The organism is Microbulbifer sp. JSM ZJ756 (assembly GCF_044383805.1).
Taxonomy (GTDB): domain Bacteria; phylum Pseudomonadota; class Gammaproteobacteria; order Pseudomonadales; family Cellvibrionaceae; genus Microbulbifer; species Microbulbifer zhoushanensis.
Genome location: NZ_JBISER010000013.1, coordinates 46601 through 60640 on the forward strand (window position 1 = coordinate 46601; position 14040 = coordinate 60640).

Below are 14040 nucleotides of genomic sequence, written 5' to 3' on the forward strand. Positions count from 1 at the left end.
CACGGGAATCCGGTATACTGCGGCGTTCGATTTTGTGACCATGGAGAAAGCAGCATTGGCCGCCGAGCGCGAACTGATTCGCGGGTTGCATAACCTGCGCCCCCGCCACCGGGGCTGCGTGGCCACCATCGGTTCATTCGACGGGGTACACCGGGGCCACCAGGCGATCATCGCGCAGCTGCGCCAGCGCGCGCGCGAGCGAAACCTGCCCTCGGTGGCGATTGTCTTCGAGCCGCAGCCGCATGAGTTCTTCTCCGGCGAGAAGGCCCCGGCGCGACTGATGCGTTTCAAGGAGAAGGTGCTGGCCCTGTTCGACGCCGGCGTGGACCGGGTCCTGTGCCTGCAGTTCAACGAGCGGTTGCGCAGCCTGGGGGCCGAGGCCTTTGTGCAGCGGGTGCTGCTCGACGGGCTGGGAATCGACCACCTGGTAGTGGGGGATGATTTCCGCTTCGGCTGTGACCGCAGCGGCGACTATCGCTTCCTGCAGCAGGCGGGCGCGGCGCACGGGTTTACCGTGGAGGACACCGCGACCCTGGAGATCGAGGGCGAGCGGGTCAGCAGCACCCGGATTCGGGCGGCCCTGCAGGATGGTGATTTTGCCCTGGCGGAAACCCTGCTCGGCAAGCCCTACCGGATCACCGGGCGGGTGGCGCCGGGCCGGGCGCTGGGGCGCCAGCTGGGCGCGCCCACGGCGAATGTGCGCCTGCACCGCTACCGCTCGCCGCTGGTGGGCGTATATACCGTGCGGGTGACAGCCACTGATGGCAGTGAGCTGGCCCCGGGGGGCCGGCAGCTGAATGGTGTGGCCAATGTGGGCTTTCGTCCCACAGTGGAAGGCGAGGGCGCCCAGGCACTGCTGGAAGTCAACCTGTTCGATTTTGACGGGGACCTCTACGGGCGTGAACTGGCAGTGGAGTTCTGCCATAAACTGCGGGACGAAGAGAAGTTCGACTCGCTGGAGATCCTCCGCGATCGGATCGCCCAGGATATTGAGGACGCCAAGGCCTGGTTCAGGCAGCACCCCTAGGGGCAAGCTCGCCCTGTCCGGGCGTAACACAGCTGCCCAGAACGTAACCTGAGAGGGGCGACAAGGTTTGCCCCTGCAGATTTCTTAACCGTCTAGATTTAAGCAGACACCCAATGACCGATTACAAAGCGACACTCAATCTGCCCGCCACGGACTTCCCGATGCGCGGCAACCTGCCGCAGCGGGAGCCCAAGACCCTGAAGAAATGGCAGGACGGCAAGCTGTACGAAAAAATCCGTGCGGCCCGTGCCGGACGCGAGCAGTTTATCCTGCACGACGGCCCGCCCTACGCCAACGGCGACATCCATATCGGTCATTCGGTCAACAAGATCCTCAAGGACATCATCGTCAAGTCGAAGACCCTGAGTGGATTTGACGCCCCCTATGTGCCCGGCTGGGACTGCCACGGCCTGCCTATTGAGCACCGGGTCGAGAAAAAAGTCGGCAAGGCAGGGGCCAAGGTGGATCATCGCACTTTCCGCCAGAAGTGCCGCGACTACGCCGCGAAGCAGGTGGAGGGGCAGAAGAAAGATTTCATCCGCCTGGGGGTGTTCGGCGAATGGGACAATCCCTATCGCACCATGGATTACCAGTTTGAGGGTGACATCATCCGTGCCCTTGGCCGCATTGTAAAAAATGGTCACCTGGCGCGCGGTTTCAAGCCAGTCTACTGGAGTGTGGTAGGCGGCTCGGCCCTGGCCGAGGCGGAAGTGGAGTACCAGGACAAGACCTCCTTCTCCATCGACGTCTGCTACCCGGTAACCGAAGAGACCGCTCTGGCGATCGCCGATGCCGCCGGCGGCCACGCCGGTGACGGGCCTCTGTCAGTGGTGATCTGGACCACCACCCCCTGGACGCTGCCGTCTTCCCAGGCGGTATCGGTCAATGCTGAGCTGGAATACGTCGTGGTGCAGGTGGGGGAACGCCGCCTGCTGGTAGCCGAGGACCTGAAAGATGCAGTGCTGGGGCGCGCGGGCCTCGAGGGCGAGGTTGTGGGCCATATCCGCGGTGCCGCACTGGAGCACCTGAAGGTCCACCATCCCTTCTACGACAAGGAGCTTCCCATCGTGCTGGGTGACCATGTCACCACCGATGCGGGTACCGGCTGTGTCCACACCGCCCCCGACCATGGCCCGGACGATTTCCTGGTGGGCAAGCGTTACGGTATCGAGACCCTCAATTACGTCGACGATAACGGTGTCTACCGCGACAGTGTGCCCCTGTTTGCCGGTGAGCATGTCTACAAGGTGGACGAACAGATCGTTGACCTCCTGAAAGAGAAAGGCGTGCTCCTGCACCAGGACAAACTGATGCACAGCTATCCGCACTGCTGGCGCACCAAGACACCGCTGATCTATCGCGCCACGCCGCAGTGGTTCATCAGCATGCAGCAGAACGACCTGCTGGATCATGCACAGAAGGCCGCCGACCAGGTGCAGTGGATTCCCGGCTGGGGCAAGGCCCGTATCGATGCCATGCTGGACGCCAGCCCGGACTGGTGTATCTCCCGCCAGCGCACCTGGGGCGTACCCATTGCCCTGTTCGTGCACAAGGAGACACACGAAATCCATCCGGATACCCCGGCGCTGATGGAGAAGGTGGCGGAACGCGTGGACGCGGAGGGTATGGATGTCTGGTTCGACCTGGACCCGGCGGAGCTGCTGGGCAGCGATGCGGAGCACTACCAGAAAGTGACCGATACCCTGGATGTCTGGTTCGATTCCGGCGTGACGCATTTTGCCGTACTGGAGCGCCGCGATGACCTGCGCTTCCCGGCGGACCTGTACCTGGAAGGCTCTGACCAGCACCGCGGCTGGTTCCAGTCGTCGCTGAAGACCTCTATTGCCATCAACGACTGTGCTCCCTACCGGCAGGTGCTTACCCACGGGTTTACCGTCGACGCCGAGGGCCGCAAGATGTCCAAGTCGATCGGCAATACCGTGGCGCCCCAGGATGTCATCAACAAACTGGGCGCGGACGTACTGCGCCTGTGGGTTGCCGCCACCGATTTCAGTGGCGAAATGGCGGTGTCCGACGAGATCCTCAAGCGTACCGCGGATTCCTACCGGCGCCTGCGCAATACCGCCCGTTTCTTCCTGTCAAACCTGGCAGGATTTGACCCGGCCACTGACCTGCTGCCGGAGGGCCAGCTGCTGGCACTGGATCGCTGGGCGCTGGACAAGGCGGCGCGGCTGCAAGACGAGATTGTCGCGGCCTATGACAATTACCAGTTCCACCAGATTTACCAGAAGCTGCACAATTTCTGCGTGGTCGAAATGGGTGGCTTCTACCTGGATATCATCAAGGATCGCCAGTACACCACCAAGGCCGACAGCGTCCCGCGCCGCTCGGCCCAGACTGCGCTCTACCATATCGTGCAGGCCTTCACCCGTTGGGTTGCGCCGATCCTCAGCTTTACCGCTGATGAGTTGTGGCAGTCGATCCCGGGCGAGAAGGGCGAAAGCGTCTTTGTTGCGGAGTGGTACGCCCTGCCAAGGCTGGATGCGGACGCAGACAAAGGAGCGGATTACTGGGCGGCGATCGCCGCGGTTAAAACCGCGGTGAACAAGGTGCTCGAGGAGCAGCGCGCGGCTGGCAATATCGGCGGCTCCCTGCAGGCAGTAGTGACACTCTATGCTGACGATGACCTGCGGGAGAAACTGCTCGAACTGCAGGATGAGCTGCGTTTCGTTCTCATCTGCTCCTCCACTTCGGTACAGCGCCTGAGCGATGCCGCCGGTGCGCATGCCACCGAGCTGGACGGACTGAAAGTGGAAGTGCGCAAGGTGGACCATCCCAAGTGCGCGCGCTGCTGGCATTACCGCGAGGACGTGGGTGCAAACGCGGCACACCCGGAAATCTGTGGCCGCTGCGTGGAGAACGTGGAAGGCGCCGGTGAGGAGCGTCACTATGCCTGAGTCGCGCGGGCCCGGATTGTTCGGGCATCCCTGGCGCTGGTACTGGCTGGCGCTGCTGGTAATCGCGATCGATATCGCCACCAAGGTGTGGGCCGTGGGCGAGTTTCGCAGTGGGCCGCCGTTCCAGATCATTCCGGGGCTGCTCCAGTTCACCTATGCGGAGAACTACGGTGCGGCGTTCAGCTTCCTGGCTGATGCCGGGGGGTGGCAGCGCTGGTTCTTTGGTGTTGTGGCGGTCGGCTTCAGCATTATGGTTTCCATCTGGCTGTGGCGCCTGCCGGCGGCAAAGCGCTGGGAGCCGTGCGCCCTGGGCCTGATCCTGGGTGGGGCCCTGGGCAACCTGTGGGATCGCATGGTGCTGGGTTATGTGCGGGATTTTATTTCCGTTTACTACAACACCTGGAGCTTCCCGGTTTTCAATGTGGCCGATATGGCCATCAGCGTCGGTGCCGCAATGCTGGTAATCGAGCTGTTGTTTTTCTCCGAGAGCGATGACGCCTCGGGCAAAAAAGATTCAGAAGTAGAGAAAGCATGACTGACCACGTGATCGGCGAGCACAGCCGGGTAACGATGCACTTCAGCCTGAAGCTGGATGACGGCACCGAGGTAGACTCCACCTTCAAGGGGGAGCCCGCCTCTTTTTCCGTCGGTGATGGCAGCCTGCTGCCGGGTTTCGAGCGGGCGTTGTTCGGCCTCGAGGCCGGCGACGAGGCTGAGATCGAGATTGCCCCGGAGGCCGGCTTTGGCCAGCGCAACCCGGCCAACATCCAGAAAGTGCGGCGCGATCACTTTTCGCCGGATATGGAACTGGAGCCGGGGCTGGTAGTCTCTTTCGACAACGGTAGTGGTGAGCTGCCCGGTGTCATCCGCGAGGTGGGTGACGATGAAGTGGAGGTGGATTTCAATCACCCCCTTGCCGGCCAGACCCTGATGTTCCATGTGAAAATCATTGAAGTGGCTTCGGTGAACTGATGACTGAAATACGCCTTGCCAACCCGCGCGGCTTCTGTGCCGGTGTGGACCGGGCAATCGATATCGTCAACCGCGCCCTGGATGTATTCGGGGCGCCCATTTACGTGCGCCATGAAGTGGTGCACAACAAGTTCGTGGTGGATACCCTGCGTGATCGCGGGGCAGTCTTCGTCGATGAGCTGTCCGAGGTGCCCGACGATGTGATCGTTATCTTCAGCGCCCACGGTGTTTCCCGCGCGGTGCAGCGCGAGGCGGAAGAGCGCGGCCTGCGTGTCTTCGATGCCACCTGCCCGCTGGTCACCAAGGTCCACATGGAGGTGAGCAAGTTCAGTAACGACGGCAGCGAGTGCATCCTGATCGGCCATGCCGGCCATCCGGAGGTGGAAGGCACCATGGGCCAGTACGACACCAGCGGCGGTGGTGCTATCTACCTGGTGGAAAACGAGGAAGATGTATCCCGCCTGCAGGTGCAGGATGAGAACAACCTGAGCTTCGTCACCCAGACCACACTGTCCATGGACGATACCGCCAGGGTTATCGATGCCCTGCGTGCACGCTTCCCGAATATCCGCGGCCCGCGCAAGGACGATATCTGCTATGCCACCCAGAACCGCCAGGACGCGGTCAAGCAGCTGGCGCTGGAGAGTGACCTGGTGCTGGTAGTGGGTAGCCCCAACAGCTCCAATTCGAATCGCCTGCGAGAGCTGGCCGAGCGCTGTGGCGCGACGGCCAAGCTGATCGACGGTGCCGGCGATATCGATCCGGCCTGGCTTGAGGGCAAGCAGCGTATCGGCCTGACCGCGGGAGCTTCTGCCCCGGAAGTATTGGTGCAGGGGGTCGTCGATCGCCTGCAGGAACTCGGGGCCGAGTTGCCGCAGGAGATGAGCGGGCGCGAGGAAAACATCAGTTTTTCCCTGCCGCGAGAATTGCGCGGCCAGGACTGATTTCCGTTACGGAGCAGGCAGTTTGCGATCGGCTCAATCGCTGCATTCGGCTGCAGTCAGCCGGGAAATCCTTACCCGGCCGCTACGGGCCAGCACCAGGCTGAAACCGCTATCCAGTGATTCGCTGCAGATCTCCATGGTCCCGGCCTGAAAAGCACCACCTGCTGAGCCAGCATATCGGGCTTCGCCGGTACCGATAAATGAGATGTAGTTTCTCAATGGCTGGTTGGCGTTCACCCGGACACCGCTCACCGGGCCGCTGCTGAACAGCTCGCGCTCGCCGGCGTCGAGCTGGCCATTATTGTTGGAGTCGGTGAACGCCTGCCAGCCGGCTTGCCAGCTTCCCCGGTTGCGCAATGTTGCCCGCTGGTTTTGTGTCACCGCACTGGTGCGCGCCAGCTGGATCGCCGCCATGATTTCCTCCGTGGTACTTCTGGTGCGATGCTGCTCGACCTGGCGGGCAAAATTGGGGATGGCGATCGCTGCCAGTAGCGCCATAATGGCGACGGTCAGTATCAGTTCCATCAGCGTCATTCCCTGCTGCTGCATTGGCATTCCTCCCTGGAAATACTTTGAGCTCCGGCGTGGCGCCTCGGGTCACTGTGCTGGATGTCCAGCATCCCTGCCGCCGATCGGCCATTCCTCACCGTTCATCGGGCGAATCTTCCCGTGATCCTCTGCCCATTGGTACGCTTTGGGCAAAATAGACTCCCCTGCTGCATCATCAGTAATGTGACTGTATCCCCGGCACATTGGTCAAGAGATCTGGGGAAATTGAGCGGGATAGGGCAACACGATGCAAGTCGGTAAAAAATAATACCGGAGAGGCCGGATCAGGTATGAGACAGCACCAACGGGGCTTCACGCTCCTTGAGTTGATGATTACTGTGGCGATTATCGCGATAGTGGCTGCTATGGCCGCCCCCAGTTTCAACAACCAGATCAGTAATAACCGCTCTGTGGCACTGGGTGAGGAGCTGACCAGTGCGCTGAATGTTGCGCGGTCAGAGGCGGTGCGCCGTGGTACCCGCGTGTCACTCTGTGCCAGTGCTGACGGCGCGACCTGCAGCAATTCCTGGAGCGACGGCTGGATCGTTGTGGTTGACAACGCGACTTCGGATACTGCCAACGCCGTGACTGTGGGGGAGGTCCTGCGCAGGTGGGAGGCACCGAGCGCGAACGCCGCGATAAATGTCCAGCAGAATGGCGGCGCGACCGGCTTTGTCCGGTTCAATCGGTTGGGCATCCTCGGTCGTGCCGATAGCGGGGAGGTCACTGTCAATGCCAGTGTATCCGGTTGCACGGGTAACGCCGCGCGTAATATTACCGTGGGAATCGCCGGGCTGTTGAACGTCGCCCATGGCGACTGCTCTTAAGGGGGAGGCCGATATGACATTGCTCAAACAACAGCGTGGCGCGGGCCTGATCGAAGTGATGGTTACTGTGCTGATCCTCTCAACTTCACTTCTGGGTTTGGCGGCGATGCAGGCCGCCTCCCTGCAGTATAACCACAGCGCTTATCTTCGTTCGCAGGCAAATATCCTCGCCTACGACCTGCTGGATCGCGTACGCCTGAACCGAGCCAGAATGTCGGATTACAACCTCGACCTGGATTCTGATCCACCCGGAGCCGGTGGGACCCTGGCAAAGGATGACCTGATCGAGTGGCACGACTCCGTTAGTGATTCGCTCCCCGATGGGGATGGCGGAATCGACTGTGATGCGGCACAGAGGCTGTGCACGATCGAAATCACCTGGTCGGAGCAGAACAGCACTGGCGAGGAAAGCGAAGATTCAACCACTTTCCAGTACACAACAAAAATCTAGGGGGCGACGCAATGCGCAGACAACAGGGGATTTCGCTGGTTGAGTTGATGGTCGCCCTGGCAATCGGTGTTGTCCTGATGACTGGCGTGGTACAGCTGTTCCTGTCCAGTCGTGTCACTTTCACTACCCAGCAGGCGCTGTCACGGGTACAGGAGACCGGGCGGCTGGGGATGGAGTTCCTGGCACAGGATATCCGCATGGCGGGTTATATGGGCTGCATGAGCCGTAACATGAGCTTTACCAATACGCTGAATAATTCGAATGACCTGGCATACAGGTTCAATGTCGGTATTGAGGGGGTCGATAACTACTCGAGCGCGATGACAGGTTATCCGGCGGCACTGGCCGGAACCGATATGCTGGTGGTTCGAAGCGCTAACGGGCTCGGCGTCGGTGTCGAGCAGAATAATGATAGCTCGCAGCTCTTCGCGGAGGATACCGGTACGGATCCCAATGGCTGCGGTACGGGGCAGGCAAGTCTGAGCGGCCTGTGTATCGGCGATATCCTGGTGGTGGCTGATTGCCAGAAAGCCCGGGTTTTCCAGGCCACCAACCTGCAGGATACGGGCGGTGTATCCATTAACGTTGTGCACTCGGGGAACTCCTCCGGTGGTACCTATACGCCAGGCAATGCACTCAGTTCCTGGGGAGGCGCTTCCGGCGATCCCTCCGAATCGTTTGGTCCCGACTCAGAAATCATCAAAGTCAATACCACGGTGTATTACCTGGCAAATCAGGGTGCAGGGGGGGAGCCGGCGCTGTTCCGGAAGATCGGCAACCAGACTCCGCAGGCATTGCTTGAGGGCGTACAGGATATGCAGTTGACCTATGGTCGCGATACGGATGGGGACGATGTGCCCGATACCTACGTGGATGGCAGTGTGCTCGAGGCTGCCAGTGCCTGGGGCGAGGCCCTCAGTGTCCGGGTTGAACTCCTGGTGCGTAGTACTGATGACAATGTCGTGCCGGATCCGCAGCCCTACACATATGCAGGCTCGGATGTAACACCGACCGATCGCCGACTGCGCCAGGTGTTTGTCAACACCATTGGAATCCGCAGTCGCCTGCCGTAACAGGAGTGATGAAATGAAGAGACACAATCGCGGGGCCCTGCCACGGGCCCGTAAGCTCTCCTCCCAGCGCGGGGCGGTGTTGATTGTCGGGCTGGTGATGTTGCTGCTGATGACAGTGGTGGCCATGGCCGCCATGCGTGGCAGTGAAATGCAGGAGTTGATGGCCGGTAACATGCGGGATCGCAATCTCGCTTTCCAGGCGGCCGAGGCCGGCCTGCGGGAGGCCGAAGAGGTACTGAACCAGGCGGTGCTGCCAAGTTTTGATGGCACCGTAGCAGGCTACTACGTGGAGCTCGATGGCTCCCGTAACTCTGGTTACTGGAATACCCATGACTGGGATGTAGATGCCGTCGAGACTGACCTGGAGCTGGATCGTGTCGCCGCGCCACCGCGTTATGTGATTGAGGAAATCACCGCAACAGCCGCCACCGGTACCGACGGCGGGGCTATTGATTTCCAGAGCACGCTTAACCAGGAAGAAATTGTCTATTACCGGGTTACCAGCCGTGGAGTCGGCGGTACGGCAAACGCTGTCGTTATCATTCAGTCCACATTCAAGCGATAGGCAGTGAGGGGATAAAATCATGAAAATAATCGCTGCACTCAGGAAACAGGCTTTCGCACTGGCGACGGGTGTCTTGAGCATTGGGGTCGCGCATAGCGCTTATTCCCTGGAACTGGCCCAGACTCCACTGTTTCTGTCCCAGCCGGTACGGCCTATCGTCATGCTGAATATGTCGAATGACCACCAGTTGTTCTTCAAGGCATACGATGACTACAGTGATATCACCGGGGATGGGCTGGCTGATACGACTTACGTACACGAGCATGATTACTACGGGTATTTTGATAGCAATACCTGCTATTCCTATACGGGCGGTATTTTCTCGCCGGAAGTAAGAACCGACACCAAATACTGTAATGCGGGCAGTGCAACCGGCCAGTGGAGTGGTAATTTCCTGAACTGGGCCACCATGACGCGTGTCGATACCGTTCGTAAAATCCTCTATGGCGGCACCCGTTCCACTGATACCGCCGATCAGACAGTGCTGGAGCGTGCTTTCCTGCCCCATGATGCGCATTCTTTCGCCAAGCATTATGAAGGTAGTGATATTGCCGAGTTGACTCCCTATGCAGCAGACCGGGGCTCTATATCGGCAGACCGGGTCAAGGATGGTGTTACCTTCTGCAATACCACAGCTGGCACAGGCTGGTCCCAGGATGTAACCAGTGCGCCGCTGCTGAGAGTAGCCAAGGGCAACTACTCCCTCTGGGCCAGCAACGAGCGTTGGCAATGTCGTTGGGGCGTTGCGAGTAACGGCAACGACAAAAATGCCAGCGGCATTAATGCCTATGATACGAGTCCTTCTGACGGTGATGGCGGTGATAAACTCGGCGAGTACAATGTCCGTGTGGAAGTCTGTAAAGAGGGTATGCTCGAAGACAATTGCCGCTCCTACCCGGATGGCAATGCCAAGCCTTCAGGCCTGTTGCAGAAATACGGTGAGAAAGGGGAAATTCTCTTCGGCCTGATGACCGGCTCTTATGCCAAGAACAAGTCCGGTGGGCTGTTACGCAAGAATATCGGCGATATCTCCGACGAAGTTAATGTCGCCACCGACGGCACTTTTGAGTCGACCGGCACCGGCTCAATTATTGATACTCTCGATGGGCTGCGGTTGTATGGTTATGATTATGGCCAGGGCTACTACAACCGGTCCACCTCAGGTGGCGATAACTGTCCATATGGCCTGAGTTCGTTTGCCGATGGCCGCTGTTCCAACTGGGGCAACCCGCAGTCGGAGATCTACCTGGAGTCCCTGCGTTATCTGGCGGGCAAGGACTCTACTGGCGACTACAATGACGATGACTCTTCCTATATCTCAGGCCTTACGTCACCTTCCTGGGAAGATCCCCTCGGCAGTGATAATTATTGCGCGCCCTTGAATGTTATCCAGTTTAATGCCTCGACCAGTTCCTATGATGGTGAGACGACACCGGCAAACGACCTGGCCTCGATCGGTTCCATCGATACCTGGACCAATCAGGTGGGTGTGGCCGAGGGTATTCATGGTAATGAATATTTTGTTGGCGAGAGCGGAGCTGCCAATAACCAGCTGTGTACTCCCAAGACAGTCGCCAGCCTCTCCGGGGTGGCCGGTACCTGTCCGGACGCCCCACGCCTTGAGGGCACCTACGATATTGTGGGGCTTGCGCGCTATGCCAGGAGCAACAGCATCCGCAGTGATTTGTCTGGTGACCAGACAGTGCGGACTTTCGGCGTTGCCCTGGCACCTTCAGTACCACAAGTGAGGGTGCCTGTCCCCGGTGATTCAGGGAAATTCATTTCTATATTGCCAGCCTGCCGAAATTCGGACACCGGTGGCAACTGTGCCATTGTCGATTTCAAAATCGTCTCCCAGGACATCGCCGCTGGGACCGGTAAGCTCTATGTGAACTGGGAGGACAGTGAGCAGGGTGGGGATTTTGACCAGGATATGTGGGGCGTCATCGACTACGAGATTGATACGGCGACGGTCAAGGTGAGCACCACTGTAATCGCGCAGTCAACCCCTGACCCGATGGGCTTCGGTTTTGTGATCGGTGGTACCACGCAGGATGGCTTTCATGCTTTTTCGGGTATCAATGATTTTGAGTACGTTTCCTCAAGTACCATTAGCAGCTGTGGTGATGACGGTACTACCTGTACCTGCCTGAGCAGCGGATGGCAGGGAGCCTGTGATGCAAGCGAAGCAAACAAGCGCACGGAGACTTTCAGTGTTGGCAGCTCTGGCGCTCAGCTGCTTCAGACGCCGCTTTATTATGCCGCCAAGTGGGGTGGCTACAGTGACGATGCCCTGACCGATGCGGAGATCGCCGCTGCGGTACCCGAGTCCTATTATTTTGCGATTGATCCTGCGGAGCTTGAGAAAAACCTGGGAGCGGCGCTGGAACAGGTGGCTTCTGATATTGGTTCAGCCTCAGCAGTCGCCACCAACTCCACCCGGCTGGGGACGGATACCGCAATCTACCAGGCGCTGTTCAACAGTGGTGACTGGAGCGGTGAAATCCGGGCGATCAAGCTGAATGCCGACGGGAGTATCGGTAATTACCTCTGGAAGACAGAAGCTGCGGATTTTGCCGCGCCGGCGGATCGGGAGATCTTTACCCATAATGGCACTGGCGGAACCGAGTTCCTGTGGGATAACCTCACTGCCGCGCAGCAGTCCAGCCTGGGCGCATCTGCCGCGGAAGGCCAGAATGCGCTGAACTGGCTACGTGGTGAAAATATCCCGGGTCTGCGCGAGCGCACCACCCCGCTGGGTGACATCGTCAATTCTTCACCGGTATTTGGCTCACAAAAAGGCTTTGGCTTCCAGCGCCTGCCGGAAGAACTCGGTGGCCTGGAGTATCTGAGCTACGTTGCCACCTATAAAGAAAGTCGCCGCGAGGTGGTTTACGTTGGCTCCAATGACGGGATGCTGCATGCGTTTGATGCACTGAATGGGGAAGAGGTGTTTGCCTATGTGCCGTCCGGGGTCTACGACAAACTGAAGAACCTGACCCTGCCCAACTATGGTTCCCCGGAAAACCCACATAAATACAGTGTGGATGGTCCCCTGTTCGTCGGCGATGCCTATATCAATGGCCAGTGGCGCAACATCCTGGTAGGCACGCTGGGGGCCGGGGGGCGCGGGCTTTTTGCCCTGGATGTGACCGACCCTGCGAACTTTGACGAGGGGGATGTCCTGTTTGAGATTACCCCGGCACAAATGCCTGAGCTGGGCAACGCCACCGGCAAGCCCGTAATCGCCCCGACGGGGGATGGCTGGAAGGTGATCCTGGGCAACGGCTACAATTCTGCCAATGAGACGGCAGAGCTGCTGGTTATCGACCTGGAGGCTCCGTTTGCGGAATCTCAGGCCATAGCCACGGACGGAAGCGGCTCCAATGGCCTGGCTGCACCTGCATTGAAGCCCGGTAATGACGGTATCGTGGATTACGCGTATGCGGGCGACTTGCTGGGTAATATGTGGAAGTTCGACCTGACCGCGAACAATAACAGTAACTGGGACGTTGCCATCAGCCAGGGCAGTACCGACTTACCGCTGTTTACAGCGGCTTATGATGATGGTTCCGGCACCCTTATACCGCAACCTATCACCAGTGCACCGACCCTGGGGCTGAACCCGAAAAAGGAAAATGCCACCATGGTTTATTTCGGCACGGGCAGCTACCTGGCCGACTCGGATAACAGCGCCGGCAGCGTAATCCAGAGCGTCTATGCGCTTGCTGACCTGGGAGACAATATCCCCGACCGCGACAGCCTGTTTGAAAAAGTGATTTCCACCCAGACCGCGACAACCCGGGAAGTAGACAACGATGGTGATACCTCCTGGTGGGCAGATAGCTACGATGGCTGGTATATGGACCTGGCTTATACTGATCCGACCACCGGTAGCGCGATCGTGACCGGCGAGAGGGTGATCAGCAAACCGTTGCTGTTGTTTGACCGGCTGATCTTCCCGACGCTGATTACTTCCTCCAACCCCTGTGCATTTGGCGGTAGTGGCTGGCGCATGGAATTGAGTGGGGTAGGGGACCGTTATGAAGGGCACTCGATTTTCGGTGAGGCTGGCACATCCCTGGATTATGCAATCATCGGCTATTCCAGTGTGATTACTGCGGGCGAAAAAGCCTACCTGCCAGCCAGTGATATCAAGGGCCAGCCGAGTGTGGAAAGTGGCGACCTGCCCGCGGGCTCCGTGGGTCGGATGTCTTGGCGACAGATACGATAACCCGAGGAAAGTATGAAAGTACCAAACAGGAACCAGAAAGGCTTTACCCTGATTGAGGTGCTGATTGTGGTGGCGATACTGGGAATTATTGCCAGTATCGCCTATCCGTCCTACCAGGAGTCAGTACAGAAGAGTCGCCGGGCAGATGCCAAAGCCATGCTGGGAGATGTCTCCCAGCGGTTGCAACGCTGCTTTACAGTTTACAGCGCCTATAACGATGACAGTTGCGCGGTGGAGGATCAGCTGACAGGTGGCAATACCATGGATTCCCAGGAGGGTTTCTACAGTATCAGTGGTGTTATCAATGCAACTGACTTCACCCTGACTGCTACCGCTGTGGGGGCACAAACTGCGGACACCAAGTGTGGCAACTTTGCGCTGACCAATACCGGTAACCGCTCGGTGTCGGGCAGCAGCGGTGCGGATTACTGCTGGTAGGTGTCCCGAGCTGGGATAAAGGGCGGGGTGCTGGCTCAGTTC

The 14040-nt window shown here is 59.1% G+C and carries 12 protein-coding genes; 11 read left to right on the forward strand and 1 reads right to left on the reverse strand.

Annotation, left to right across the window (positions count from 1 at the left end; all coding sequences use genetic code 11):
- Nucleotides 1-40: 40 nt before the first annotated feature.
- The 5 genes from ribF (at nucleotide 41) to ispH (ending at nucleotide 5861) form a co-directional block, all read left to right on the forward strand.
- Entirely contained in the window at nucleotides 41-1027 is a 987-nt protein-coding gene (ribF, locus tag ACH6CX_RS17425; RefSeq protein ID WP_233006723.1) for a bifunctional riboflavin kinase/FAD synthetase, read from the forward strand.
- A 113-nt stretch (nucleotides 1028-1140) separates the two neighbouring features.
- Complete coding sequence (gene ileS, locus ACH6CX_RS17430) at nucleotides 1141-3945, forward strand: isoleucine--tRNA ligase (protein ID WP_396676064.1); 2805 nt, start codon at nucleotides 1141-1143, stop codon at nucleotides 3943-3945.
- Entirely contained in the window at nucleotides 3938-4480 is a 543-nt protein-coding gene (lspA, locus tag ACH6CX_RS17435) for a signal peptidase II (protein WP_232940936.1), read from the forward strand. Before ileS ends, lspA begins: the two co-directional genes overlap by 8 nt.
- The gene (locus ACH6CX_RS17440) at nucleotides 4477-4917 is read left to right on the forward strand and encodes a peptidylprolyl isomerase (RefSeq protein WP_232940937.1); all 441 of its coding nucleotides are present in this window, start codon (nucleotides 4477-4479) and stop codon (nucleotides 4915-4917) included. The genes lspA and ACH6CX_RS17440 overlap by 4 nt, the downstream gene beginning before the upstream one ends.
- Nucleotides 4917-5861 (forward strand): 4-hydroxy-3-methylbut-2-enyl diphosphate reductase, encoded by a 945-nt coding sequence (ispH, locus tag ACH6CX_RS17445; RefSeq protein ID WP_237064395.1) that lies wholly within the window; start codon nucleotides 4917-4919, stop codon nucleotides 5859-5861. The genes ACH6CX_RS17440 and ispH overlap by 1 nt, the downstream gene beginning before the upstream one ends.
- Nucleotides 5862-5894: 33 nt before the next feature.
- Here ispH and ACH6CX_RS17450 read toward each other — a convergent pair whose 3' ends face one another.
- On the reverse strand, nucleotides 5895-6410 hold the full coding sequence (locus tag ACH6CX_RS17450; protein WP_396676067.1) for a GspH/FimT family pseudopilin: 516 nt from the start codon (nucleotides 6408-6410) through the stop codon (nucleotides 5895-5897).
- A gap of 290 nt (nucleotides 6411-6700) precedes the next feature.
- Here ACH6CX_RS17450 and ACH6CX_RS17455 point away from each other — a divergent pair, with 290 nt between their 5' ends.
- From ACH6CX_RS17455 to ACH6CX_RS17480, 6 genes are read left to right on the forward strand one after another with little or no spacing between them, the layout of a single operon-like run.
- Nucleotides 6701-7237: a GspH/FimT family pseudopilin gene (locus ACH6CX_RS17455; protein ID WP_396676069.1), complete on the forward strand. Its 537-nt coding sequence runs from the start codon at nucleotides 6701-6703 to the stop codon at nucleotides 7235-7237.
- Nucleotides 7238-7250: 13 nt separating this feature from the next.
- Entirely contained in the window at nucleotides 7251-7688 is a 438-nt protein-coding gene (gene pilV / locus ACH6CX_RS17460; RefSeq protein ID WP_232940941.1) for a type IV pilus modification protein PilV, read from the forward strand.
- Nucleotides 7689-7699: 11 nt separating this feature from the next.
- Nucleotides 7700-8761 (forward strand): PilW family protein, encoded by a 1062-nt coding sequence (locus tag ACH6CX_RS17465; RefSeq protein WP_232940942.1) that lies wholly within the window; start codon nucleotides 7700-7702, stop codon nucleotides 8759-8761.
- Nucleotides 8762-8774: 13 nt separating this feature from the next.
- The gene (locus ACH6CX_RS17470) at nucleotides 8775-9326 is read left to right on the forward strand and encodes a PilX N-terminal domain-containing pilus assembly protein (protein ID WP_334079270.1); all 552 of its coding nucleotides are present in this window, start codon (nucleotides 8775-8777) and stop codon (nucleotides 9324-9326) included.
- A 19-nt stretch (nucleotides 9327-9345) separates the two neighbouring features.
- Nucleotides 9346-13560: a PilC/PilY family type IV pilus protein gene (locus ACH6CX_RS17475; RefSeq protein ID WP_334079269.1), complete on the forward strand. Its 4215-nt coding sequence runs from the start codon at nucleotides 9346-9348 to the stop codon at nucleotides 13558-13560.
- A 12-nt stretch (nucleotides 13561-13572) separates the two neighbouring features.
- On the forward strand, nucleotides 13573-13998 hold the full coding sequence (locus ACH6CX_RS17480; RefSeq protein ID WP_305080383.1) for a type IV pilin protein: 426 nt from the start codon (nucleotides 13573-13575) through the stop codon (nucleotides 13996-13998).
- The last annotated feature ends 42 nt before the right edge of the window (nucleotides 13999-14040 follow it).